Here is a 25174-nt window from a genome sequence, read left to right as displayed (position 1 = left end):
TCTGCGATCTTAGCTGTTGTTACAGCGTTGTCAATCAGTTCTGCTGTACCGATAGCATTGTCTGCCATCTTAGCATTGGTGATCACATTGTCTTTTATGTTTAGGCTTACATCTTTAAAGGTCGATTTATCACCATCCGTTACTTCAAGGTCTGTAGAACTAATATCACCATCACCTTCAATTCCCGTTACATCAACTTCTAATGCTCCGGTTGTTGGGTTTTTGGTAAGTCCTGTTCCGGCAACACTTGCATCGATCTTAGCGGCTGTTACTGCATTGTCAGAAAGTTTTGCAGCTGTTACATTACTATCTGCGATCTTAGCTGTTGTTACAGCGTTGTCAATCAGTTCTGCTGTACCGATAGCATTGTCTGCCATCTTAGCATTGGTGATCACATTGTCTTTTATATTTAGGCTTACATCTTTAAAGGTCGATTTATCACCATCCGTTACTTCAAGGTCTGTAGAGGTAATATCACCATCGCCTTCAATTCCCGTTACGTCAACTTCTAATGCTCCCGTAGTTGGGTTTTTGGTAAGTCCTGTTCCGGCAACACTTGCATCGATCTTAGCGGCCGTTACTGCATTGTCAGAAAGTTTTGCAGCTGTTACATTGCTGTCTGCGATCTTAGCAGTAGTCACTGCGTTGTCAATCAGTTCTGCTGTACCGATAGCATTGTCTGCCATCTTAGCATTGGTAACAGCATTGTCTTTTATGTTTAGGCTTACATCTTTAAAAGTCGATTTATCGCCATCCGTTACTTCAAGGTCTGTAGAGGTAATATCACCATCACCTTCAATTCCCGTTACATCAACTTCTAATGCTCCGGTTGTTGGGTTTTTGGTAAGTCCTGTTCCTGCAACACTCGCATCGATCTTAGCAGCTGTTACTGCATTATCAGAAAGTTTTGCAGCTGTTACATTACTATCTGCGATCTTAGCTGTTGTTACAGCGTTGTCAATCAGTTCTGCTGTACCGATAGCATTGTCTGCCATCTTAGCATTGGTGATCACATTGTCTTTTATATTTAGGCTTACATCTTTAAAGGTCGATTTATCACCATCCGTTACTTCAAGGTCTGTAGAGGTAATATCACCATCACCTTCAATTCCCGTTACGTCAACTTCTAATGCTCCGGTTGTTGGGTTTTTTGTTAAGCCTGTGCCCGCAACACTTGCATCGATCTTAGCGGCTGTTATTGCGCCTGACGCTATCTTATCAGCAGTAACTGCATTTGTTGCAAGGTCTGAACTTTTAACCTCACCGTCTAAAATTTTATCTGAAGTTACTGCATCAGCAGCTAGTTTTATTGTATCAATTCCACCATCAGCCACTTTTACAGTAGATGGGATTAAAGTAGCTCCTACTCCACCAGTTACTGTTACTGAACCATCACCAGGTGTAAGGTTTGCTCCTGTTACACTTGTTGCCGGAATGTTACCATAGGTTACATTACCTGCTGCATCAGCAATAGCAACACGACCATCTGTACCTGTTCCAGCAGTTAATTTCTCAGGTGTTACATTAGCATTTTTAATATCTGATGTTTCTACAGCTCCTGCTGCTATTTTATCGGTAGTAATAGCGTTTGCAGCTAATTTAACATTGTCAACACCACCATCTTTCACAGAAACAACATATGGAGTTGCCTCTGTACCTGATCCTGTTACTATTATACCGTCACCTGCTTCGGTTTTACCTCCAATACCTGCCTGCCCAGCAGGACCTACAGCCCCATCATCTCCCTTAGCTCCTTTTAATGACGCTAAATATTGTACTTCAGTTCCGGTATTACCTGCATCCAACCAAAGTTGATATGCACTTTTACCATCTACTCCATTAGTTCCGTTTGTTCCACTAACACCATCGGCACCTTTTAAGGATGCAAAATATTGAGCTATAGTCCCTGTATTACCAGCATCCAACCAAAGTTGATAAGAACTTTTACCATCTACTCCATTAGTTCCATTTGTCCCACTTGCACCATCTGCTCCTTTTAAGGATGCGAAATACTGAGTTATAGTCCCTGTATTACCAGCATCCAACCAAAGTTGATAAGAACTTTTACCATCTACTCCATTAGTTCCGTTTGTTCCACTTGCACCATCTGCTCCTTTTAAGGATGCAAAATATTGAGCTATAGTCCCTGTATTACCAGCATCCAACCAAAGTTGATAAGAACTTTTACCATCTACTCCATTAATTCCATTTGTCCCACTTGCACCATCTGCTCCTTTTAAGGATGCAAGATATTGAACTACTGTTCCTGTATTACCAGCATCCAACCAAAGCTGGTATGCACTTTTCCCGTCAATTCCGTTTGTTCCATTTACTGATGTACCAGGTACACCCTGAGGCCCCTGGCTACCAACTAATGATGTTAAAAATTGTGCTTCAGTTCCAGTATTACCGTTATTTAACCATGTCTGATAAGCACTCACACCATTTGTCCCCGCAGCACCCGCAGGCCCTGTGAAATTTGAAGTTGTGAACGTTGTACCATTACTATAAGTAATTGTAAAAGTACCATTACCATTATTAACTGTAGAAACAATACCTACTCCTGCAGGCCCCCCAGATAAATTTATAACAGACGCCTGTCCTGCCTCGTTGGTATAAGTCACCGTACCATTACCATTATCTACCAGAGTAGTTAATGTTTCAGCTCCTTTTACTAAATCAATAAGATTTATAACAGTATCATTACTATTTTCGTCTGTATAAGTCAGCGTATTAGCCGCTGCATTATAAACAAGTTTCGTAACAACCTGGCTACTAGCATCTTTATCGGACAATATCCTCATCCACCTATTTACATACCAGTAGTAGTAACCAGGTTTAATATCTGCTGCCGTACTAATGTTGTAAACTAATAAACTTTGCACATTACCGTTGGTAATTGTAGTAGTATCAGTCGAGCTTGTTAGCTGTACTTGTGGTATTAAAACACCTTTGTCATTAGCCACAATTTGAAGTTGTGACGAACTATTAGGAGTAGAGGTACCTATACCCACCTGAGCGCTTGCTGTATAGACTCCCAGAAGTAATACTAATGCAGGTAATAGTTTTTTCATCATCATTAAAATTTAATTATTATTGGGGGTGGTAATCTTAAAAAAATTTATTTCTGTTTTTATTTTGTTCCGCATTTAAGATGCATGCAATGTGAAAGCTAATGTGCTATAAACACATCAACCTCATTAACTAAGTAACAAAATTTGCCCTTGAAGAATTCCCTAATCGTTTTAGCTTCGAATATGGAGTCCCATATTCATAAACCATTGATACGACTCTAAATCTGAATTCACATCTATCTTATTGATAGCATATGTAGTAACAGAAACAACTGAAGGAGGGGTATAAACAGAAAAAGCCTTACTCGAAATTACCGTTACGGCAGAGCAAAGCTTCACGCTTTTTGGTAGCGCTGATTCTCCTTTATTTGTATTTAAAATAAAGAGTAATAAAAATAGAAAAGTATACTTTGGGGGCAGCTTACTGTTCATTTAATTAACATTATTGGGCAAAGGTCTATATTAAATGTTAACGAAAGGTTAAAAAAAACTGGGAATTGCGACGCCCCAATAATTTGAACATACATTAACTATAGACACTTACTTATTAAAACTACATAAAATCAATACAGTTACGATTAAAACATGATCGAGGTTTTAATAAAATCATATTTTATTTTTATTAGCATATTCTTTAGGCGTATCACCTAATAAAATTTTGAAATGCCTGTTAAACGAAACCTTTGAATTAAACCCACTATTAAAAGCTATTTGCTCAATGGATAGCATTTGATCATTATTCTTTAGTAACTCACAAGCATAATTCACTCTAAATTTGTTGATGTACTGGTTAAAGTTTTCACCTAGATAGACATTAAAAAGCTGCGTTAAATGATGCATAGGCATTTTCATTTTTTTTGCCAGCAGTTCTAAAGTAAGCTCATTATCCAGATATACTTTCTCATCATTAATAAGAGAATCCAGTTTTATTTTATAATCCCCTAGAATAGCTTTAGGCAATGCCGACTTATTATATTTTTGCGTTGGAAGCTGCGACGCGGTATCTTTTTTGACTTCTTCAAGTTCCTGCACTTTTGCAGAAATTATTTCAATCCCAGAATCAGTATCCGCCATAAGATCTAAATCTTCAAGCCTCCCATCAATTAAATTATTTATTCTAAACTTAAAAGCCAATACAACCGAAATGAATATGCCCGTATAAATAATAATTCCCGGAAATTTAATCTCGATATCTTCATTAAAAACCGTATTAACTAAAACGGCTATTATAAACAATAAGGTTATTATTAATATTGAGATACCGGAAGTCTTAAAGAGCTGTTTTTTTTCTCTACGATCACCATCAACCAAATCTTTATTAAATATTACAGCCCAAAGCAAATATCCCAGTATGCTTATTATAACAAAAGAATATAATGTTATATAAAAAGACATTAAGTATTTCAATCTATAAAGATGATTACTTAGCATTATAATATATATGACGGTAAAAATAAGAAATGGTAAAAAATTCAGATAAATTTCTTTTTTATTCAGCTTTTTATCGAGCAACGACTTTAAACCTAGATAAAAAAACGGTCCGTAACCTAAAACAAAAGGAGCAGTTATATCTACTATTCCATTATTATCGAAAAACAGTCGTATTAAAAAAGCATAAGAAGCATGTAAAAGAACAAACATCAAATACCAATCGCAAAGTTTATAAAATAGATCTTTTGGACTTTTACGCCTACCTATATAAAGGGTTACCAATGCCAGCATAACGATGCCGCATAAAATAAATTCCAACATAATTATATATTATCTTAAAGACAGTTGTTTAGAAATAATGCCATATCTATATTGTGAAGGAGCAAAACCAGTAGACTCTTTAAAATATTTATTTAAAGTAGTTTTGCTATTAAAGCCACACTCATAAGCAAGTGTCTCGATAGTAATAAGGGTATCTTCGTCTAATCTCTTTTTCGCATAAGCAATTCTATACTCCGCAATAAGCTGATAAAAATTCTTACCCATATAGGTGTTTAGAAAATGAGACAACTGATGTTTTGATAAATTTGTCTTCCCGGCAAGTACATCAAGCGTAAGGCCTGTATTTAGGTATAATTTTGTATCTTCAAGGCACTCGTGTAATTGCTTTCTAAATGCATCTTCATCCATCCCTCCAAATAATTGCTTCTTTTCGGCTTTTACAGAACTAGCAACCTGCAGACTTTGGTAATTTGAGAAGAACAAATAATGGAATAATATAAAAAATACTGCGCCTAAAAAACTATAAACAGCCAGATCAAAATCAATACTAAAATTAATCTTATACCATATTATCCTAACAACTAAAAGAGTAGACAACACTATAGAAGCAATACTTATAAGACGGATTTTATTAATCCCTATTTCTTTCAACGGATCTTCTGTATCGTTTTTTTTACTTGACAGAATTATTACAGTGGCATATGATAATAAAGATACCGGAAGAACCATATTATAACTTTTATCATAATACTCATGAAAATTTGAAATCCAATTCACTGAAAATTGTTTTCCTAAATGCACAAAAACATAAGCAAATAAAAATACAAAAAAGGGTAATATATGTAAATACGAATAAGATGTGTGACCTCCTATTACAGATTTAAACGCCAGATAAACCAATGGGCTATACAGAATACCCAATGGTAATTTAATATTAAAAAACAGCGCCACAACATCTACAAGGCAAAAAAACAGTATAATAACTATATACCTTTCAAAGTAATTTTTAGACTCTATAAGTTTTAGCATTAAGCATTTAATAATTTAGTTTTTAATTTTTTTTGTTATTTTTAAGGGACTACAAAGCTAGACATTTAACAAATACACAAGCCAAGTAATGAACTACATTATTTGTAGAATTAATTCTACAAATACCTGTCAGTATTTATTTATATTTGACGTACAAGCCCCACCCTGAAATGAATTTTTCTTATATCTGTTTTTCTTTCTTATTACTCCTCCTCCTACCTCAAAAGACTTTTGCCCAGAAACCATATTATTCAATTTGGTATTCTTCAGACAGTAATCATTTACCTCAAAATAGTGTAAAAGGAATTACACCTGATAAATATGGTTTTATATGGTTGTCTACAGAAAACGGCTTAGTACGTTATGATGGGCGGAACTTCAAAGTCTTTAACATGGAGAATGTTAAAAACATTACATCAAACAGAGTGACCTACTTTAGAGGAAATGTAGAAACAGACAGCCTTATTACTCTAAATGAAAAAACTGAAACTTTTCTTATTAATAACCGGACAGTAAGGAAAATCAATAAGACTAATAATCACATACCAAACCTAACTACTTCATATATAGGACTACCAGGTATTCATTATGCACAAAAATATAATCCGTTTACAATTCGGACAGGCACTAATAAATATGTTATAGACAATAACAACATAAAACAATATGGCGCCGGCCATAAACTATTAAATCATTACAATTATACGTTTAAAGACTCCGCTCAGTTTTTCTTTAATTCGGGAAATATATTTATCCTGGGCAAAAACAATGATTACACTTCCTTTTCCGATGGCGTCATTAAATCCTGTTCTTTTGAAAATTCCTTCCATAAAAAATCTAAAATATACACAAACATTCCTGCTCAGCAATGCTTTATATATTCGAACAAGAAGTTGTTTTATGTCAAAGAGAAAAAAGGAAAAATTGCACCTCAATCGGTTTTTGAGAACTTTGATTTGGAACAAAATAATATTGTATCTCTTTATTATGATGAATATAATGAGATTTTGTATTTAGGAAGTTCGAATAAAGGCCTATTGATCGTTAAAAAACAGGATTTTAAACAAAATGCTACTCCTTATTATCATAGTTCAGGAACAGATGATGTTTATTATGGGCTTGCAGAATACTCAAAAAACAGCATTATTGCCTCCAGTGGCGAAATATTTGCGCAAGACGGAAGTACAAATCTTATAAGTATAGATCGATACTCCGACAAGTTTATGCTTATAACAGACTACAAGGGTGATATCTGGACAAAAAAAGGGATAAAGCTCTATCGTTTCACAAAAAAAAGTGGATTTAAGAAATTTAATGAATGGACATTTAAAAATAGCCTTACTACCCTATTTAAAGCGCCTGACGATAAAATATGGATAGGAATGTTTAATGATAAAGGTAAAAAAGGCAGCTTTTTATACCACATTAATTCCCATGAGATAAATCCCGAACCCAAATTATTTTTAAAAGTAGACTTTGCCTCTTCCACATTAAACACAATAGATAATAAGGTATTATGGTGTGGTTCATGGAAGGGGTTGTACAAAATAATACTGAAAGATAAAACGGTATCAAAAATTGCTGATATACCAAACGTACAGGTTCGCAATATTTACTGTAAGAATTCAAATGAAATATGGATATGCACCTACGGAAAAGGATTTTACCTATACAAAAACAATAAAACGACAGCATTCCCTATAGATAAAGAACAGCATTTATTAACTGCACACTGTATTATTGAAGATAAATCCGGATTTCTATGGATCACTACTAATAAAGGCATGTTCCTGATACTAAAACAGGACCTCCTTGACTATGCAGATAAGAAACTGGAAAAAGTATATTACCATGCTTACAACAAGAACGCAGGATTTAAAAATAATGAATTTAATGGTGGCTGCAATGCATGTGGCATATACTTAAACCATGAAACCATATTTTTTCCTTCTATGAATGGGGTCGTGTATTTTAACCCTGATGAAGTTAAAAACAGGCTTCCCGTAAACGATATTTATATTGATGAAATTGATGTTGATCATAAAGTTTTCTTTGCCTCAGATACTCTCGTACTTAATCGAAACTTTGAGAAAGCTAAATTTTTTATAACCAGTCCATATTTTGGAAATTTATACAATCAGAATATAGAAACAAAACTGGAAGGGCCTGTTGGACAGGATTGGACGCCTATGACCGAAGATAATGTGTCTTTTTCAAATCTTCCTCCAGGCAATTATACCCTAAAAGCAAGAAAGCTTAGTGGCTTTGGCTCAAAATTTATTTCTAAAGACTTTTGTTTTACAGTAGCACATGCTTTTTGGCAAACAGGGTGGTTTATAGCTTTATTGGTGACATTAAGCTTGTTTTTAATATACTTGATATACAAACTACGAATAAGGTATATTAAATACAAAAACATTCAATTGCAAAAACAGGTAGTTTTACAAACACAGCAGTTGCAAAATACAATTGTTACCTTACGGAAAACTAAAGACGACCTTGATCGTCAAATTGTAAATCATAAGAATTTAATAAAGACCATAACACACGACATTAAAAGTCCTTTAAAATTTATGGCCATCACAGGCCGCTTCTTATACAATAACTTCGACAGACAGGAGGCTGCATTAAAAGATGATATTCAGGCAATGTATACATCCTCTGCACAACTCTATCACTTTGTAGATAATTTTTTAGAATATGCAAAAGAAACAGACATTAACAATAATGAATCTGAACCTTATTTACTGTATGATTTAGTGAATGAGAAAATAAGTTTTTTTATAAACATTGCATCAGCAGCTAAAACAAGTATCATAAATAATATTGCTCAGGATTTACATTTAACCGAAAACAAACAGTTGCTTTCAATTATACTCCATAATTTACTTGACAATGCTGTTAAAAACACTTATGATGGTGTAATAACATTTGAAACTTATGTTAACAACAAAGCCATTACTATAATTATAAAAGATACCGGAAATGGAATGAGTGATCAGAAAACACATTATTATAATAACTTACTTCAAAACATAAACGATCATAAATCGAAACATAAAGAAATGGGGCTGCATATGATCATAGAGTTATTAGCAATAATGGACGGGAAAATTAACATCTCTTCAACAAAAAATACAGGTACAGTAATTTCACTGCTTTTCACAGTAAAAAATTAGTTCCCTGTATATAATTTAAACTTCTCAACTAAAGATACTACATTACTAACGCCCAGTTTTTCGAATATGCGGCTTTTGTATGTACTTACTGTAGAGGTTCCAATATCTAATTTATTGGCGATTTCAAGATTACCATCACCCTTAGCCAAAAGACCTGCTATTTCGAGTTCTCTTCCGGATAAAGCATCCAAAGGATTTCCGGAGTTCTTATTTAAAGAGTTTTCAGAAATTCTTACTCTTATTTTATCTCCTATATAGTTACCTCCATCTAGTATGATCTTTACAGCTTCGATAATTTTATCTTCAGAACTCAATTTATTCAGATATCCCTGTGCTCCTGCTTTTATATAACGCAAGGCATATTGTTCTTCATCATAGGCTGAGAAAATTAGTATTTTTATATCTTTTTGAACAGATCTCACTTCATCAACCATTGCAATGCGATTACCACCCTGTAAATTAATATCGAGAAGCAGCAAATCAAAAAAATTATCCTTGAGAATTATAACAGCATTAGAGAAACTATCGGTATGAACTACTTCCATACCTGTAAATGCCTCTCTTAAAATTAAAGACACTCCTTGTCTTACAACGCTATGATCATCGGCTATTAATACTTTCATATTGGGGGAATATTACAATATTATTATTTAGGGCTATTTATATGTTTCTAAATATAAAGACTTATTCAAAAAATATCATCGCTTTGTATAAACAATATCACTTATACTTTAAAAACAAAATTTCATCGTAATCAAATAGCTATTTTTCAACACATTAAAAATAAAGCAAGACCTGTTAAATTTATGACAAACAAATTATAAAAAACAATTTACAAATCTACCTTCAGGTTAATAAGCCTATCTTTGATAGTACTTTTTACAGTTTATAATTATTGTAACTCATTAAACATGAAATCAATCATTATATATTTGTTATCAGCTCTGACCCTTTCTTTAAAAAGTAATGCTCAGAGCATTATAAAATGTGACAATAATACTTCTTATTGGCTCATTACAGATAACTCTATCAATTACACTGTAAAGCTGTATGGAGACATTGCAAAAAGTAAAATGCCGGATATTATTAACATTGAAGACAAAGCTCTCCAATACATCGTACTTGATAAAATTCATTTTATTGAAAAGAATGGAGACAGCAATGATACTTCCATATTATCAAATTATATAGCTGGAGAAACAAAATATCTTTTAAACAAATTTCCAAAACCCTTTGACGTAGAAATGCAAATCAGTACACTGCCTTCGGGGAGGCATTTTTTACTCTGGTGGTATAAACTGCCTGAAGGAAGCAGTAAGGAAGTGATTGCTCAGATTTTTGTGAATGTAATAATCGGTGATATATTATTTGGCTTAGGTTCTCCTCAATTTATAGATGATGACATTAAGTTAATAAAAGATTTTTTAATTGATACCATAGACAGTCTAAGCATTGTTAAAAATAAAAACTCCATTTGCGATAAATAACCCAAACGTTTGATTAACTCATTATTTTTTATACCAAGAACTACATAAAACTGATACTTTTCATTACATTTATTATATTGTATCTTTTTTTATTAAAAAACATCCTATACTAATTTTATAATTCATTATTAAAATGGCATATACAGATAAAATGCTTCGTGACAACGCACTTGCAGATAAGGTAATAGTTATTACCGGTGGAGGCAGCGGCCTTGGTAAATCTATGACAAAATACTTCATGGAACTTGGTGCGCGCGTAGCTATAACATCACGAGATCTGGAAAAATTACAAAACACTGCTAAAGAACTGGAACAGGAAACAGGAGGTAAATGTCTCGCTGTTCAATGTGATGTACGCCATTATGAAGAAGTTGAAAATATGCTAAAAACAGTATTGGAGACCTATGGCAAAGTAGATGTACTACTAAATAATGCCGCTGGAAACTTTATTTCGCCTACAGAACGTTTATCAGCAAATGCTTTTGACACTATAATAGATATAGTACTGAAAGGATCTAAAAACTGCACATTAGCCTTTGGTAAACACTGGATAGACACTAAACAGGAAAAATCTACCATTCTTAATATTGTAACGACCTATGCATGGACAGGATCTGCTTATGTAGTACCAAGTGCCACCGCAAAAGCAGGAGTACTTGCAATGACCCGCAGCCTTGCAGTAGAGTGGGCTAAATATGGAATACGATCTAATGCCATTGCACCAGGCCCCTTCCCTACTAAAGGAGCATGGGACAGGCTATTACCCGGAGACCTTAAAGACAAATTTGATCTCGCAAAAAAAGTACCTCTAAAACGTGTAGGAGACCATCAGGAGCTTGCAAATATTGCTGCATACCTTGTGTCTGATTTCTCTGCTTATGTAAACGGTGAAGTAATTACTATAGATGGTGGCGAATGGCTAAAAGGTGCCGGTCAATTTAACTTACTGGAAGCAATTCCTGAAGAAATGTGGGATATGCTTGAAGCAATGATAAAGGAGAAAAAAAACAAATAGCAATCAGCACTCAGTAAAACTCAAATTTAAATCGTGATGCTTATCAAATAATCATTTTTTTAACACATAATTTATTATTTACTAAAGCAGTAGAGTCTCAGGATTTTACTGCTTTTTTTAGTTCTTTATTTAGACTTAGTATAAATTATTTTTTATATTTGCACTGAAATTTTATTCTTAATCAATCTAAATAAAACATCATGAAGAAAAATTTACTTCTAATGGCTTCTTTATTTGCAGGATTTTTTGGTACTGCTCAGGGAGTAGACGAAAATGGCTATGCAACAGTTAATGTTAACATGGAACCACAATATGCAAAACAGGTATTTTACAAATTAGCAACTAACACACAAACTCCGGTAGCAGCAAACAGCTGGGATATTTCTTTCCAAAAATCTCCGGGCGGCATGGCTATGGGGGCAATTCGTGTAAATGATCATAAAATTTCAGCTTTTTATGAAGCTTCAGCTAATATTGCAGACTGGTCTACAATAAGCGTAACAAACGAAGGTACATGGACATCACTTTACAATTCTGAAACTGAGTGGAGCGTTGGTGCTTTTGATAATGGTTCAGACAACACAGCTCAAATCGGTTTTGGATGGGGTCTATACAACATGGGAACACACCACATAAACGGTACAAGGATTTTTGTTTTAAAAATCGCTACTAATAATTATAAAAAAATTATTATAGAAGACCTAAACACTCAAGCTGCAGGAGGTCCTACTTACACATTTAAATATGCAACATGGGACGGTACTGTATGGTCTGCAGACCAAACTGGTGTAGTTGTAACTCCAACAAACGCAACTACAGATTTCGTTTATTTCTCATTTGACACTAATGCAACTGTAACTGTTGCTCCTGCTACAACAGCATGGGATTTTGTTTTCACAAAATACTATGGCTTAGTTACAATGGGCCCAACACCTACAATGTATGGTATTAATGGAGCTTTACAAAACACGGCTGCAGGTGTAAAAATTGCTGCTGTAGACGAAACTCGTGCTGTAGCTACTTTTACATTACCGGCTGCAACAGCTTATTCTTCAAACATTAACTCAATTGGAGATAAGTGGAAAGTGTTTCAAGCAGGAGCTTATACCGTTCCTGAAAAAGCTTACTACGTAAAATACGATAATGGTACTATATACAGAATGTACTTCCTTTCTTTTGGAGGCAGCGCCACAGGAGCTTTAAGCTTTAAATACAAAGATGTAACTCCTGCTGCAGGTCTTGAAGAATTAAATGCTAATATTTCTTTTGGCATCTACCCTAACCCATCAGTAGACAAGAACATTACATTAATGTACGACCTTAAAAACAATGTTGCAGAGAAAAATACTGTAAGTATCTATTCTATAACAGGTGCAAAAGTATTTGAAACAGAAATAACAAACAACTCTGGTTTCTATACTAAAGAATTAAACCTTTCTTCATTAACTTCAGGTATGTATATCGTGAAAATGGAATCAGGTAAATATTCAGCTACTCAAAAGCTGATTATCCAATAAATACATAGCTAAAACATCTATTTAAGTCCCGCCATCCAGCGGGACTTTTTTATTTGTCTATTGTTAACAAATTCCGTTTTCAGGAACCATAAATAATTGTATTTTTACGGTTCAAAATTTATAAAATATAAATGGGGAAGATCATTGCCATTGCCAACCAAAAAGGCGGCGTAGGAAAAACAACAACTTCGGTAAACCTTGCGGCATCGCTTGGAGTACTTGAAAAAAAGGTATTATTGATAGATGCTGACCCTCAAGCTAATGCAAGCTCTGGTTTGGGCATTGATGTAGAAACAATAGAAATAGGTACTTATCAAATCCTGGAACATAGTAATACTCCGGAAGAAGCAATTATAACATGCTCTGCACCAAATGTTTGGGTAATACCCGCACACATAGACCTTGTAGCGATAGAAATAGAACTTGTAGATAAAGAAAACAGGGAGTACATGCTAAAGCAGGCTCTGGAAAGCGTTAAGGATAAATACGATTATATTCTGATCGACTGCGCTCCTTCCTTAGGTCTTCTTACGCTTAATGCACTAACTGCAGCCGATTCTGTAGTAATTCCAATCCAATGCGAATATTTTGCACTTGAAGGACTTGGTAAACTATTGAACACTATAAAAAGCGTACAAAAAATACATAATCCTGACTTAGATATTGAAGGACTGCTTCTTACCATGTATGATTCACGCCTACGCCTTTCTAACCAGGTAGTAGAAGAAGTACAGAAACATTTTCACGATATGGTGTTTGACACTGTTATACAGCGTAATGTGAAATTGAGTGAAGCACCGAGTTTTGGTGAGAGTATTATTAACTATGATGCTACAAGTAAAGGTGCCATAAATTACCTACACCTTGCAGAAGAAATCATAAAGAAAAACAGCAAATAGGTTTATGACAAAAGCAATAAAAAAACAAGCACTGGGCAGAGGTTTATCAGCATTGTTAAAAGATCCTGAAAACGATATTAAATCGGTTGAGGATAAAAATGCAGATAAAGTTGTGGGCAATATTATTGAGCTTGAAATTGATGCAATAGAAATAAACCCTTTTCAGCCCAGAACAAACTTTAACGAAGAATCACTTCGTGAGTTAAGTACATCTATTAAAGAATTAGGCGTTATACAGCCTATAACAGTGCGTAAGCTGGACTACAACAAATACCAGCTTATATCGGGGGAAAGACGTCTTCGTGCCTCTAAATTAGCAGGACTGGACAGTGTGCCTGCTTACATCCGTATTGCAAACGACAATGAATCGTTAGTAATGGCTCTTGTAGAAAACATACAGCGCCATGATCTTGATCCTATAGAAATAGCTTTGTCTTACCAAAGGCTTATAGACGAAATACAGCTTACTCAGGAACAAATGAGTGACCGTGTGGGTAAAAAACGTTCTACAATAGCAAATTACCTTCGTTTGCTTAAGCTTGACCCAATAATCCAGACCGGTATCCGTGATGGTTTTATAACAATGGGTCACGGTCGTGCAATTATAAACATTGAAGACCATGATGCTCAGGCAGATATTTATCAAAAAATAGTAAGCCGCAACCTATCCGTTAGAGAAACTGAAGCATTAGTAAAAAATTATCAGGAAAGCCTTAAACCTTCTTCAGAAAAAGCGTCTAAAACGAGTACTTTTGAAGTAGAAGACACACAAAAGAAAGCATTTACGAGCTTTTTTGGTGCTAAAGTAGATGTAAAGGTAGACGGCAAGGGTAAAGGCAAGATCACGATCCCTTTTCATTCTGAAGAAGACTTCAATAGGATTATTAAACTTATAAATAGCTAGTGAAAAAGTTATTTCTCATATCTATGTTATGCTGTTTTTCATTCAACTGTTTTTCACAGGACGATGAGAAGTTAAATTTTGAAGTCGTTAAGGATTCAACATTTTTAAAACCGTATACAATAGATCCGCTTGCTCCCTCAAAGGCTGCTTATTATTCGGCTATTTTACCCGGCCTTGGGCAGATCTACAATAAAAAATACTGGAAAGTACCTATCGTATACGCCGGTATGGGCGCAAGTATTTATTATTATACGTGGAATAACAAGAAATATCACGAGTACAGAGATGCTTATAAGGATAAGCTAGCGGGACGAACTCCTCCTGGAGAACTGGCCAACCTTGATGAAGACCGCTTGATCAGGGCTCAAAAATTCCATCAAAAAAACCGTGATCTTTCTATGCTTATCACGATAGGGTTATACATCCTTAATATTGTTGAAGCAAACGTAAATGCACACCTTATGCAATTTAACGTGAATGAAAATTTATCTTTACGACCTAAACTGCAGCAAAACGAAATTGATAATAAACACAATATGGTACTAAGCCTTAGCTACCAATTTTAGAATATGAAAATAGCATTATTAGGTTATGGCAGAATGGGTAAAGTAATTGAACGAATTGCTTTAGAAAGAGGCCATGAAGTTGTATTAAGAAAAACGGATGTTGATACTTTTAAAGGTCTGGAACTTGCTGATGTTGCTATCGATTTTAGTGTTCCCGATGCTGCTGTAAGTAATATCTCTACCTGTATGGAGAACGACATTCCGGTAATATCCGGTACAACCGGCTGGCTTGAAGATTATCCTAAAATGGTCAAGCTATGTGAAGAAAAAAAAGGGGCATTTATCTATGGCTCAAACTTTAGTCTCGGAGTAAACATCTTTTTTGAACTTAATGCCCATTTAGCAAAAATGATGTCAAACCTTGGACAGTATAAAATATCCATGGAAGAGATACATCATTTACAAAAACTGGATGCGCCAAGCGGGACTGCCATAAGCTTAGCGAATGATATCATTAAAAACTCTGACTATTCGAGTTGGGCTATTGAAAATCCAAAAGAAGACGAGATCTTTATCGATGCTAAACGAGAAGAAGGCGTACCTGGAACGCACAGCGTTTTTTACACTTCTGCTGTTGATACAATAGAAATAAAACATACTGCACATAATCGCGAAGGTTTTGCTCTTGGCGCTGTAGTAGCTGCAGAGTGGATTATAGGTAAAAAAGGTGTGTTTGGTATGAAAGATGTTTTAGGTTTATAGTAACATATTTCACGAAAGTGATACATATATATAAAATTTATAGAAGATGACACTATTACAATGGTTTATATTTTTTCTGGCAGTTCAGGTAGTACACTATCTTGGTACTTGGAAACTTTATCAAAAAGCGGGTAGAAAATCATGGGAAGCAGCAGTACCCGTTTATAATGCGGTAGTACTTATGAGGATTATTAACAGACCTCGCTGGTGGGTTATCCTTTTATTTATTCCTATAGTAAACCTTATTATGTTCCCTGTAGTATGGGTAGAAACGCTAAGAAGTTTTGGCAAGAACTCTACTATGGATACTATTTTAGGTGTAGTAACCCTAGGGTTATATATTTACTATATTAACTATGCCGAAGATGTTAAATACATACATGACAGAAGCCTTCATGCAAGCAGTAAATCAGGTGATACATTAAGTTCATTACTTTTTGCAATTGTTGTAGCTACTGTTGTACATACTTATATATTACAGCCATTTACCATACCTACTTCTTCGTTAGAAAAAACATTATTGGTTGGCGATTTCCTTTTTGTAAGCAAGTATAACTATGGCGCACGTGTTCCAATGACCACTGTTGCTGCGCCAATGGTACATGATACTATTCCAGTAATCAACAAAAAATCATATTCTAACTGGCCTCAATTACCTTACTTTAGATTCCCCGGCTTTGAAAAAGTAGAGAAAAATGACATCGTGGTATTTAACTGGCCGGCCGATACCGTTACAAAATTCTTTGACCGCTCTGCGGTAGGCTTAAGAAAACCTATTGACAAAAAATCAAACTATGTAAAACGCTGCGTAGGTACACCAGGAGATACATTTGAATTAAAAGAAGGTGTTGTATACATAAATGGTAAAGAGCTTATATTGTCGGGCAGAGCCAAATTACAATACAACCACAAGATTTACTCTAAAGCTGGAATTTCAAGTCAATTATTACTCGACAACGGATCTACAGAATTTTACAGAACGTTTACACTACAAAATCTAACAAGTAATGAACAGCTTAATTATTTAAGACCATACTTAAGAAGCTTAGTTCAAAACCCTGATGGTACCGTAACAGTAACGACATCTGAAAAAGGTATACCACCGGTACTTGCTCAAAAAATAGGAATTGGTGCTCAGGAAGTTCTTACTAATATACTTGAAGCTAACTTAACGTTAAAAGGCGCTGAAAATATTAGAAAAGCAACTGGAATTGATTCGGTTGTAAGATATATTGAAAGAAAACCGGAAGTTGTTTTTGGTAATTCCACAGGCACTAAAAACTGGAATAGTGACAACATGGGGCCTATTTTAATCCCTCAAAAAGGCCAAACAATTCCGCTTAATAGCGAAAACATTGCTTACTATAAAAAAGCCATTGGAGAGTATGAGAAAAACGACCTTAAGGTTAATGGCGACGAAATTCGTATTAACGGACAGGTAGCTAACTCTTATACTTTTAAACAAGACTATTTCTGGATGATGGGTGATAACCGCCACAGGTCTGAAGACAGCCGCTACTGGGGGTTTGTTCCTGAAGATCATGTTGTAGGTAAACCGGTATTTATATGGCTTAGCCTTGACCAGAATGAGCCTTGGAGCAATATCTCGAAAAAAATACGCTGGGAAAGATTATTCACTACTGTAGGTGGTGACAACCAACCTGTATCCTATTTTAAATACTTCCTTGGCGCATTAGCAGCGTGGTTTATTTTTGATTATTTCAGAAAAAAGAAGAAAGCAAAAGCAAAAGCATAATTTGAAGATTTGAGAATTTGGAGATTATCATCGTTTCCAAATTCTCAAATTAACAAATACACAAATTACCAATGAATATTTTATTACATCCTACTTATTTCCCTTCCATCAGTCATTTTGTGGCAATGGTAAAAGCGGATAGTGTTACTTTTGAAATTGAAGACAATTTTCAGAAACAAACGAATCGTAACAGGATGTATATTTACAGCCCTAATGGGCAACAGTTACTTAACATCCCTGTTAAGCACAGTGCAAATCCACATCAAAAATTTAAGGATACTAAAATAGAACATGCCTTTGACTGGCAGAAACAGCATTTTAAATCACTTGAAGCTGCTTACAGGACTTCACCCTTCTTTGAGTATTTTGAAGACGACATAAAGCCTCTATTTGAGAAAAAACATGATTTCATGATGGACCTGAACTTTCAGGCTATGGAGATTGTTACCAACTGTCTTGGAATTGATTTTAAATATGAAAAAACATCTGAGTATTTTCATGAAGCTGTATCTTTTAACGATTACCGCTATTTAGTAAATGGAAAAAAAGACACGTCTAATTTTGAGCCTTATACACAGGTTTTTGAAGAAAAACATGGCTTTATAAATAATCTGTGTATCCTGGATCTTTTATTCAATGAAGGCCGCTATGCTGTAGAATATCTTAAAAATCAGAAATTATAATTATTCGTCTTTGTGAAACGCCAGGCGCGTCATTATTGGAAAGTGGTCAGAATAGGTAAATTTACTAAACGTATTGTATTCCTTTACTTCTAAACTTTTATCTGCAAAGACATAATCAATCCTGGCAGGATAGTATTTGTAATTATACGATTTTCCAAAGCCTTTTCCAGCTTCTTCAAATGCATCTTTCATATTACCTTTTATGCTTCTGTAAACATAAGAAAAGGCACTATTATTCAAATCTCCGCAAATAATCATAGGATGTGAGCACTCGCTCTTGTGTTTCTCAAATAATTCAGCCTGCTGCTGCTGTTTTTTGAATGCTTCGCTTAACCTTCTAAAAATAACTTTAGATTTTTCTTCGTCAATCCTTTCATGAATATCCGGACTTATTTTTATGGACTGCATGTGCATACTGTAAACACGTAATGTATCTTTTTTCTTTACAATATCTGCAAAAATGACATTATTGCCCGAATGTGGAAATTCGATATAACCACTCTCTAGAATAGGATATTTAGAAAAAATAGCCTGACCTGACAATCCGTCTTTAGCGAATAAAAAACTGTGCTTATATCCCGGAAAGGAAGCATTTCCTCTTTTAGTATATTCCTGCAGACAAACAATATCAGCATTATTATCTTTTACAAACTGCATTATCTTTTGCGGTATATCTCTTTCAGGCAGCCAGTCATAAAGATTGAACATCCTTACGTTATAACTCATTAGTGTAAAATCGGAATTATCCTCAGGCAGATTTGTTGATGAGAATTTATAACACTTACTTATAAATGTTATACCTAACAGAAGTACCAAACCTGACAACAGCATCTGTCTTTTTGTTTGCAAAAGCCAGTATAAAAAAAACATGACATTAAGCAGCAGCATTAATGGCATCATCAAAGTAAATACCGACAATAAAGGAAAAAGCCTTGGTGCCAGAAAAGGTAATATATAAGCAATGAATGTCAATACAGTTAAAACTATATTGAGCACAAACATCATTTTATTAAACCCGGAAAGTTTTTTCATTTTTTGTCGCTATATATTCAAAGCTACTTATTATTTGCCAACTTTAAACAAGAAATCCTTCTCGTCTTTGGTAAGGCTATCATATCCTGATTTGCTTATTTTATCAAGGATATCGTCAATTTGTTTTTGCGTAATATCTTTTACCTTAGGCTGTGATTTAACCGACTGTATTGGGTTTCTATGTACCTTTTTAAATGGTGTTGACTTTCTAGGTTTAAACAAATCTGCAAAAAAATCAATTATTACTGATACAGCTTTACTAAGATCAGTACCGCTTTGTAAGATTTTAATATAAATAAACCCAAATAATGCTCCTGCAAGGTGTGCCAAATGTCCACCCTGATTTTCGGCAGATACTTGTATTAAATCTAAGAGAATTAACACAACTGCAATATGCCATAGTTTTACAGAACCTATAAGCAGTAAACGCACCTGAGAATAAGGAGCATACGTTGCCGCTGCAACAAGAATAGCCATAATAGCAGCCGAAGCACCAACCATTTTAGTCACTCCTTTATCGGCTAATAATGGTATTAAACTATATCCGGCAATATAAATCAATCCAGCAAATATTCCCGCAAGCACATAAAGCCCAAACATCTGTTTTTGCGTAAAATAGGTTAAAAATAACCTACCCGAAAAATACAGCACCATCATATTAAAAAATACATGCAGAAAACCGGCATGCAGAAAAGCATAAGTTACAAGTGACCATGGTTTCCACGACAGATCCAAAGGATTTGAAGAAAGGCTAAGCCAGTCTGAAATACCTTGCAGATCCCAACGTAAAAAAGGAAGTTCTATATTAAACAGAGAAAGAATACTAAACACAACCATAGGGATTACAAAAAGACCCACATTCCAAAAGATTAACTTTTGAGTAATCCCTCCTATTTTGTATTCCATCTTTAAATCGTCAATAATACCCATATTAGTTCCAACGGTTATTTTTAAATTGATCTTTTTTCCAGTACCACATCATTATAAAACCTACTAGTGCACCTCCTATATGAGCGAAATGCGCTATTCCTCCTCCACTTCCAAATAAAGATTTCCCTGTTATACCAAGATATATATCTATAGCTACAATTATAGGTACAAAAAATTTTGCTTTTATTGGTATTGGTATGAACATCATCATTAATTCCGCATTAGGGAACAAGAATGCAAACGCAACCATGATACCATAAATTGCCCCTGATGCTCCAACAGCAGGAGTTTGATTAAGCATTGCTGCCTGAAACAAACCATTAAATCCAGTCTGATCTAAAGTACTTAATTTTCCATATTTTTCTAAAATAGGCTGAAGACCATTTGCAAACAGCTGATTACTAAAATGATTTCCTTCTATTATCTGAATATTTAAAATTTGGTGAATCGTATCATTCGACAAATCCATATATGAAATCTGGTGCAATATATTCTGAATCTCAATATAATTCACCCCCATATGTAATGCGGCAGCTCCTAATCCGCAAGAAAAATAAAAGAAAAGAAACTTTTTACCACCCCACATGCGTTCCAATAAACTTCCAAAAGAAAATAATGCAAACATATTAAAGAAAATATGCATCAAGTTGCCATGCATAAACATATGCGTTATAGGCTGCCAAAAATGGAATTGATCACTTTGAACTGGATATAGTGCTAAATAATCTGTAGCTGCTCCACCAACGAGATAACTCCCTATAAAAAAAATAACATTAATTATAATTAACTGCTTAACAGTTTCGGTTATGTTCATCATATAGCAAATCGTTTATCTAAATCTTCCACACTCACGGTGATGAAAGTTGGTTTATGAAAAGGCGAAACTCCCGGTTCTTTACATGCAAAGAGTGAGTTCACCATATTTTCCTGTTCTTTTTCGGTTAACAGTATACCTGTTTTTATAGCAAGGCTGCGCGCCATAGATTTTGCAATACTGTCGCTTTGGCTAAAACTGGTGTCGGGCACTTCCTGCTGCAGGTCGCTTATAAGTTCTTCAATCAAAATTGACACTTCACTTTCTACAACATTTACGGGTAATCCTGAGATAACAATGTGATCGCTGTTGAATTCAGCAAAAACAAAGCCAGTATTTTCCAATGCTCCTCTCATCTCTTCAATTAGATCCAGTTCGGATCTATTAAAGTACAGCATTAACGGAAACAGCAATTGCTGGCTTGCTGCATGATGTACTGTAATATTAGTCAAAAATTGCTCATATAGAATACGTTGGTGTGCTCTTTTCTGATCAATTATAACCATCCCGGATTTAATAGGGCTTACAATATACTTTTTATGAATTTGGTAGGTTTTTTGAACTGCCTGTTCCACTTCATTGTCATTAAACAATGAACCTGTCACTTCTTCCGATTCAAAGCTAAATCCTTCAACCTCTTCCGATGTTTGTGTCAGTTCTGTATAAAGACTTTCCCAAACCGGAGCCTTTTCGGCCTTTCTAAAAGATGGCGAAGACGAAAATGAAGCAGATGTAGGTCGAGACGGTTTTTCGTCTGCAAACGGGTTATAACTCCTGTCTACCACTACCGTTGGCATTACTGCTTCCTTATTTTCATAATTGTATGGTGTGTCTAAATTAGCATCGCGGTCAAAATCAAGAACAGGTGCCACATTAAACTGCCCAAGACTATGTTTTATCGCAGAACGCAGTATAGCATACAGTGCATGTTCATCGTCAAACTTTACCTCTGTTTTCGTTGGATGGATATTAATATCTATAGTATTCGGCGGAACCGTAAGATACAGAAAATACCCTGGCTGCGAGCCATCTTTCAATAGTCCTTCATAAGCTGCAGATACGGCATGATGCAGATAACCGCTTTTAATAAAACGGTCATTCACAAAAAAGAACTGCTCTCCCCTGTTCTTCTTAGCAAATTCTGGTTTACACACAAAACCTTCAATTTCTACAATCTCTGTACTTTCTTTTACAGGAACAAGCTTTTCATTGGTACGCCCGCTAAAAATGTTTACAATACGCTGACGCGGATTTGACGATGGCAGGTTAAACATTTCGCTCCCATTATGGTAAAGTATAAAGCCAATATTTGAGTGCGCCAAAGCTACACGTTCGAATTCGTCAACAATATGGCGGAATTCAACTGTATCTGACTTCAGGAAATTACGCCGGGCAGGTATGTTGAAAAATAGATTTTTTATAGCAAAAGATGTTCCTCGTGGTAATACTGCTACTTCCTGAGAGATAAACTTACTTCCTTCAATAACAATATGGGTCCCCAGTTCTTCCTGATCCTGTTTGGTTTTCATCTCCACATGAGCAATAGCAGCAATAGAAGCGAGTGCCTCTCCTCTAAAGCCTTTAGTGTGGAGTGAAAACAAATCTTCTGCAAAACGTATTTTTGATGTAGCATGACGCTCAAAACACAAACGGGAATCGGTAACCGACATTCCTTTACCATTATCTATAACCTGAATAAGGGTTTTACCAGCGTCTTTTACGATAAGTTTTATCTCGGAAGCACCTGCATCAACTGCATTTTCCAACAATTCTTTTACCACCGATGCCGGTCGCTGCACTACCTCTCCGGCAGCTATCTGGTTGGCAACGTGGTCTGGAAGCAATTGAATAATACTCGACATTAGAAAGGGATATATTTTTATTGAATAGCTTCAAAGTTAAGGAAATATTGTGGAACGGCACAAAAGCACTGATTGGAAATGCAGGGATTTTGCCTATTGAAATATAAAAGAATTTGGTATGTTTACAAACGTTAAAAAAATACTAAAAAATGAACAAGATCGAATGGGTGGAGAATCTAAGAGTAATTGCCACCATAACAGTTATTATGCTTCATGTTGCCGGTCCGGGCGTAGTAAGTTTAGGTTCTGTTAGTATGCTGGACTGGAATATTGCTAATTTTTTTGACGGTTTGGCAAGATTCTGTGTACCCGTATTTATCATGATCACGGGTAGTTTTATTTTAAATAAGGATTATGGGCTTGAAGATTTTTTTAAAAATAAACTATCTAAAATAATCATTCCGTTTTTAATTTTTAGTTTCATTTATACCATAAATGGATATGGGATTAAAAATCTCATCAAAAATTATGACTTAGAAGAATTTAGTCAATTTGCTTTACAAAATCTTATATACGGAAGCAGTTATCACTTATGGTATATCTATATGCTTATCGGTTTATATATAATTACTCCTATAATTAGGGTTTATGTGAAAAATGCATCTAAAAGCAATCTTGAATATTTCCTTGTAGCATGGCTTGTCTTTGTTACAATTGATGGTTATACTCTAAATGAATACCTGCCCAATTTTAAAATATCTATTTTCTCCGAGTATACGGGTTATTTTATATTAGGGTACTATCTTTCTAAATATCCTTTAAATTCTCCAAAAATGGGCTGGCTGCTTTTTATTACGGGAAGCCTTCTTACTATTGGAGGCACTTATTACTTTTCGGTGAAACAAAATCAATTTCATGAAATGTTTTACAATTACAATACACTCAATGTAATATTACAAAGTATTGGTATCTATACTATCCTTTTCAATTCGACCATAAAAAATAAGGCGTTATCTAAGCTCAGGGATATAATATCAAAAAACAGTTTCAATATCTATCTTGTACATATCTTAATACTTACCAAAATAGCACCACTTAATCTTACCTGGAATTATATAAATCCTTTTGTAGGGATCGTTACAACCACTTTAGTATGTTTGTTTATAAGTACAATGGTGAGCATGGCATTAAAACAAATACCTGTAATAAACAGATATTTATGATCTAAAGTCTTTGATAAAACACAAAACAAACCCAACAAATTCATTTCAATAATCCTATTTATCATAGTATTGACTGAAAAAACACATTTTAATCTTAATAATCGCAGTAGTTCTATCAAATAATGGATACTGTCAAACAGTTACAACATATATAAACTTTAGAATACCAGATCCATTTATACCGGAGCAAAAATTTAAAAACTTTGATTATTTTATGAATCTTGCCCGAGAATCATTTATCCAAAAAGATTATGATAAAACTTTCTACTATCTAAAAAATGCAGAAGAAGATGGAATACATAGTGGAATATTTTGGTATTATTTAGGCATCTCAGTGCATTATCGGGGAAATGAAAGTGCAGCAAAAAGATATTTAAAAAAAGTCTTTAAAAACTTCGGCTGCTGGGAATGCAGCGAAGCTTACGAAAAATTATACAGCAAAAAACTAAAGTTTTAAAAACTAAAAATAATATTTACCAAATAATTCATATAAATAAAAAACCCTCTCATTTACTGAGAGGGTTTTTAGTATGTATTAAGCTTGCCCTGCAGGACCAAATGTTAAAGGGAGTGCAGGTTGCTCCGTATCGCTTATCGTACCGTGGGCACTTTCAAAGCGGTGGATGTTTTCACCTAATGCCTTTAGCAGCCTTTTTGCGTGCTGAGGCGTTAACACAATGCGTGATTTCACTTTTGCCTTAGGCGTACCCGGCATAATGCTCACAAAATCCACAACAAATTCTGAAGATGAATGATTGATTATAGCAAGGTTACTGTAAGTCCCCTCAGCTGTTTTCTCATCCAGTTCAATATTGATCTGTCCCGGTTGTTGTTTTTGATCGCTCATTG

Annotated in this window: 21 protein-coding genes; 12 read left to right on the top strand and 9 right to left on the bottom strand. The window is 34.8% G+C overall.

Annotated features, from left to right (window positions below):
* From EPI11_RS02910 to EPI11_RS02900, 3 genes are all read right to left on the bottom strand, one after another.
* A partial coding sequence (locus EPI11_RS02910) for a beta strand repeat-containing protein (RefSeq protein ID WP_394343625.1) occupies nucleotides 1-3074 on the bottom strand: 3074 nt, incomplete at its 3' end.
* A 606-nt stretch (nucleotides 3075-3680) separates the two neighbouring features.
* Nucleotides 3681-4826: a helix-turn-helix domain-containing protein gene (locus EPI11_RS02905; protein ID WP_128388445.1), complete on the bottom strand. Its 1146-nt coding sequence runs from the start codon at nucleotides 4824-4826 to the stop codon at nucleotides 3681-3683.
* A gap of 9 nt (nucleotides 4827-4835) precedes the next feature.
* The gene (locus EPI11_RS02900) at nucleotides 4836-5564 is read right to left on the bottom strand and encodes a helix-turn-helix domain-containing protein (RefSeq protein WP_164879100.1); all 729 of its coding nucleotides are present in this window, start codon (nucleotides 5562-5564) and stop codon (nucleotides 4836-4838) included.
* A 422-nt stretch (nucleotides 5565-5986) separates the two neighbouring features.
* Between EPI11_RS02900 and EPI11_RS02895 the strand changes: the two genes are divergently transcribed.
* Entirely contained in the window at nucleotides 5987-8995 is a 3009-nt protein-coding gene (locus EPI11_RS02895) for a ligand-binding sensor domain-containing protein (protein WP_128388443.1), read from the top strand.
* Here EPI11_RS02895 and EPI11_RS02890 read toward each other — a convergent pair.
* Nucleotides 8992-9618: a response regulator gene (locus EPI11_RS02890; protein ID WP_128388442.1), complete on the bottom strand. Its 627-nt coding sequence runs from the start codon at nucleotides 9616-9618 to the stop codon at nucleotides 8992-8994. The two genes, EPI11_RS02895 and EPI11_RS02890, sit on opposite strands and share 4 nt — an antisense overlap.
* Nucleotides 9619-9906: 288 nt before the next feature.
* Here EPI11_RS02890 and EPI11_RS02885 point away from each other — a divergent pair, with 288 nt between their 5' ends.
* The 9 genes from EPI11_RS02885 (at nucleotide 9907) to EPI11_RS02845 (ending at nucleotide 18524) form a co-directional block, all read left to right on the top strand.
* Nucleotides 9907-10482, top strand: coding sequence for a hypothetical protein (locus tag EPI11_RS02885; protein ID WP_128388441.1), 576 nt, complete (start codon nucleotides 9907-9909; stop codon nucleotides 10480-10482).
* 133 nt (nucleotides 10483-10615) lie between these two features.
* A complete protein-coding gene (locus EPI11_RS02880) occupies nucleotides 10616-11497 on the top strand; it encodes an SDR family oxidoreductase (protein WP_164879099.1) in 882 nt (293 codons plus the stop codon).
* A gap of 200 nt (nucleotides 11498-11697) precedes the next feature.
* Nucleotides 11698-13014, top strand: a complete 1317-nt coding sequence (locus EPI11_RS02875; RefSeq protein ID WP_128388440.1) for a T9SS type A sorting domain-containing protein — start codon at nucleotides 11698-11700, stop codon at nucleotides 13012-13014.
* Between the two features lie 131 nt (nucleotides 13015-13145).
* Nucleotides 13146-13913, top strand: coding sequence for a ParA family protein (locus EPI11_RS02870; protein ID WP_128388439.1), 768 nt, complete (start codon nucleotides 13146-13148; stop codon nucleotides 13911-13913).
* 4 nt (nucleotides 13914-13917) lie between these two features.
* Nucleotides 13918-14817, top strand: coding sequence for a ParB/RepB/Spo0J family partition protein (locus EPI11_RS02865; protein ID WP_128388438.1), 900 nt, complete (start codon nucleotides 13918-13920; stop codon nucleotides 14815-14817).
* Nucleotides 14817-15383, top strand: coding sequence for a DUF5683 domain-containing protein (locus EPI11_RS02860; RefSeq protein ID WP_241657567.1), 567 nt, complete (start codon nucleotides 14817-14819; stop codon nucleotides 15381-15383). Before EPI11_RS02865 ends, EPI11_RS02860 begins: the two co-directional genes overlap by 1 nt.
* 3 nt (nucleotides 15384-15386) lie before the next feature.
* The gene (dapB, locus tag EPI11_RS02855) at nucleotides 15387-16085 is read left to right on the top strand and encodes a 4-hydroxy-tetrahydrodipicolinate reductase (RefSeq protein ID WP_128388437.1); all 699 of its coding nucleotides are present in this window, start codon (nucleotides 15387-15389) and stop codon (nucleotides 16083-16085) included.
* A gap of 46 nt (nucleotides 16086-16131) precedes the next feature.
* On the top strand, nucleotides 16132-17841 hold the full coding sequence (gene lepB, locus EPI11_RS02850) for a signal peptidase I (RefSeq protein ID WP_128388436.1): 1710 nt from the start codon (nucleotides 16132-16134) through the stop codon (nucleotides 17839-17841).
* A gap of 71 nt (nucleotides 17842-17912) precedes the next feature.
* Nucleotides 17913-18524, top strand: a complete 612-nt coding sequence (locus tag EPI11_RS02845; protein ID WP_128388435.1) for a WbqC family protein — start codon at nucleotides 17913-17915, stop codon at nucleotides 18522-18524.
* On the opposite strand, the gene EPI11_RS02840 is transcribed toward EPI11_RS02845, so the two are convergent.
* Genes EPI11_RS02840 through mutL form a run of 4 tightly spaced genes read right to left on the bottom strand, consistent with a single transcriptional unit; the run spans nucleotide 18525 to nucleotide 23162 of the window.
* Complete coding sequence (locus EPI11_RS02840; protein ID WP_128388434.1) at nucleotides 18525-19556, bottom strand: endonuclease/exonuclease/phosphatase family protein; 1032 nt, start codon at nucleotides 19554-19556, stop codon at nucleotides 18525-18527.
* A gap of 30 nt (nucleotides 19557-19586) precedes the next feature.
* Nucleotides 19587-20486: a rhomboid family protein gene (locus tag EPI11_RS02835; protein ID WP_128388433.1), complete on the bottom strand. Its 900-nt coding sequence runs from the start codon at nucleotides 20484-20486 to the stop codon at nucleotides 19587-19589.
* A gap of 1 nt (nucleotide 20487) precedes the next feature.
* On the bottom strand, nucleotides 20488-21300 hold the full coding sequence (locus EPI11_RS02830) for a rhomboid family intramembrane serine protease (protein WP_206619085.1): 813 nt from the start codon (nucleotides 21298-21300) through the stop codon (nucleotides 20488-20490).
* A complete protein-coding gene (gene mutL, locus EPI11_RS02825; RefSeq protein ID WP_128388431.1) occupies nucleotides 21300-23162 on the bottom strand; it encodes a DNA mismatch repair endonuclease MutL in 1863 nt (620 codons plus the stop codon). The genes EPI11_RS02830 and mutL overlap by 1 nt, the downstream gene beginning before the upstream one ends.
* 149 nt (nucleotides 23163-23311) lie before the next feature.
* Between mutL and EPI11_RS02820 the strand changes: the two genes are divergently transcribed.
* Both EPI11_RS02820 and EPI11_RS02815 read left to right on the top strand, forming a co-directional pair.
* Nucleotides 23312-24325, top strand: a complete 1014-nt coding sequence (locus EPI11_RS02820; RefSeq protein WP_128388430.1) for an acyltransferase — start codon at nucleotides 23312-23314, stop codon at nucleotides 24323-24325.
* A gap of 214 nt (nucleotides 24326-24539) precedes the next feature.
* Nucleotides 24540-24782, top strand: coding sequence for a hypothetical protein (locus EPI11_RS02815; RefSeq protein WP_128388429.1), 243 nt, complete (start codon nucleotides 24540-24542; stop codon nucleotides 24780-24782).
* A 78-nt stretch (nucleotides 24783-24860) separates the two neighbouring features.
* On the opposite strand, the gene EPI11_RS02810 is transcribed toward EPI11_RS02815, so the two are convergent.
* Entirely contained in the window at nucleotides 24861-25172 is a 312-nt protein-coding gene (locus EPI11_RS02810; protein ID WP_128388428.1) for a DUF3467 domain-containing protein, read from the bottom strand.
* Nucleotides 25173-25174 lie beyond the last annotated feature (2 nt).

The organism is Flavobacterium cerinum (assembly GCF_004028155.1).
In the GTDB taxonomy this organism is placed as follows: domain Bacteria; phylum Bacteroidota; class Bacteroidia; order Flavobacteriales; family Flavobacteriaceae; genus Flavobacterium; species Flavobacterium cerinum.
Note: the sequence above shows the minus strand (reverse complement) of the source record. Positions and strands in the feature narration are given on the sequence as shown.

Bases quoted from the DNA above. Each gene is read 5' to 3' on its own strand.
- lepB (WP_128388436.1), top strand. From the start codon at position 16,132: ATGACACTATTACAATGGTTTATATTTTTTCTGGCAGTTCAGGTAGTA.
- EPI11_RS02895 (WP_128388443.1), top strand. From the start codon at position 5,987: ATGAATTTTTCTTATATCTGTTTTTCTTTCTTATTACTCCTCCTCCTA.
- EPI11_RS02905 (WP_128388445.1), bottom strand. From the start codon at position 4,826: ATGTTGGAATTTATTTTATGCGGCATCGTTATGCTGGCATTGGTAACC.
- EPI11_RS02885 (WP_128388441.1), top strand. From the start codon at position 9,907: ATGAAATCAATCATTATATATTTGTTATCAGCTCTGACCCTTTCTTTA.
- EPI11_RS02830 (WP_206619085.1), bottom strand. From the start codon at position 21,300: ATGAACATAACCGAAACTGTTAAGCAGTTAATTATAATTAATGTTATT.
- EPI11_RS02815 (WP_128388429.1), top strand. From the start codon at position 24,540: ATGAATCTTGCCCGAGAATCATTTATCCAAAAAGATTATGATAAAACT.
- EPI11_RS02875 (WP_128388440.1), top strand. From the start codon at position 11,698: ATGAAGAAAAATTTACTTCTAATGGCTTCTTTATTTGCAGGATTTTTT.
- EPI11_RS02840 (WP_128388434.1), bottom strand. From the start codon at position 19,556: ATGAAAAAACTTTCCGGGTTTAATAAAATGATGTTTGTGCTCAATATA.
- EPI11_RS02880 (WP_164879099.1), top strand. From the start codon at position 10,616: ATGGCATATACAGATAAAATGCTTCGTGACAACGCACTTGCAGATAAG.
- EPI11_RS02865 (WP_128388438.1), top strand. From the start codon at position 13,918: ATGACAAAAGCAATAAAAAAACAAGCACTGGGCAGAGGTTTATCAGCA.
- EPI11_RS02845 (WP_128388435.1), top strand. From the start codon at position 17,913: ATGAATATTTTATTACATCCTACTTATTTCCCTTCCATCAGTCATTTT.
- EPI11_RS02820 (WP_128388430.1), top strand. From the start codon at position 23,312: ATGAACAAGATCGAATGGGTGGAGAATCTAAGAGTAATTGCCACCATA.
- mutL (WP_128388431.1), bottom strand. From the start codon at position 23,162: ATGTCGAGTATTATTCAATTGCTTCCAGACCACGTTGCCAACCAGATA.
- EPI11_RS02890 (WP_128388442.1), bottom strand. From the start codon at position 9,618: ATGAAAGTATTAATAGCCGATGATCATAGCGTTGTAAGACAAGGAGTG.
- EPI11_RS02870 (WP_128388439.1), top strand. From the start codon at position 13,146: ATGGGGAAGATCATTGCCATTGCCAACCAAAAAGGCGGCGTAGGAAAA.
- dapB (WP_128388437.1), top strand. From the start codon at position 15,387: ATGAAAATAGCATTATTAGGTTATGGCAGAATGGGTAAAGTAATTGAA.
- EPI11_RS02835 (WP_128388433.1), bottom strand. From the start codon at position 20,486: ATGGGTATTATTGACGATTTAAAGATGGAATACAAAATAGGAGGGATT.
- EPI11_RS02810 (WP_128388428.1), bottom strand. From the start codon at position 25,172: ATGAGCGATCAAAAACAACAACCGGGACAGATCAATATTGAACTGGAT.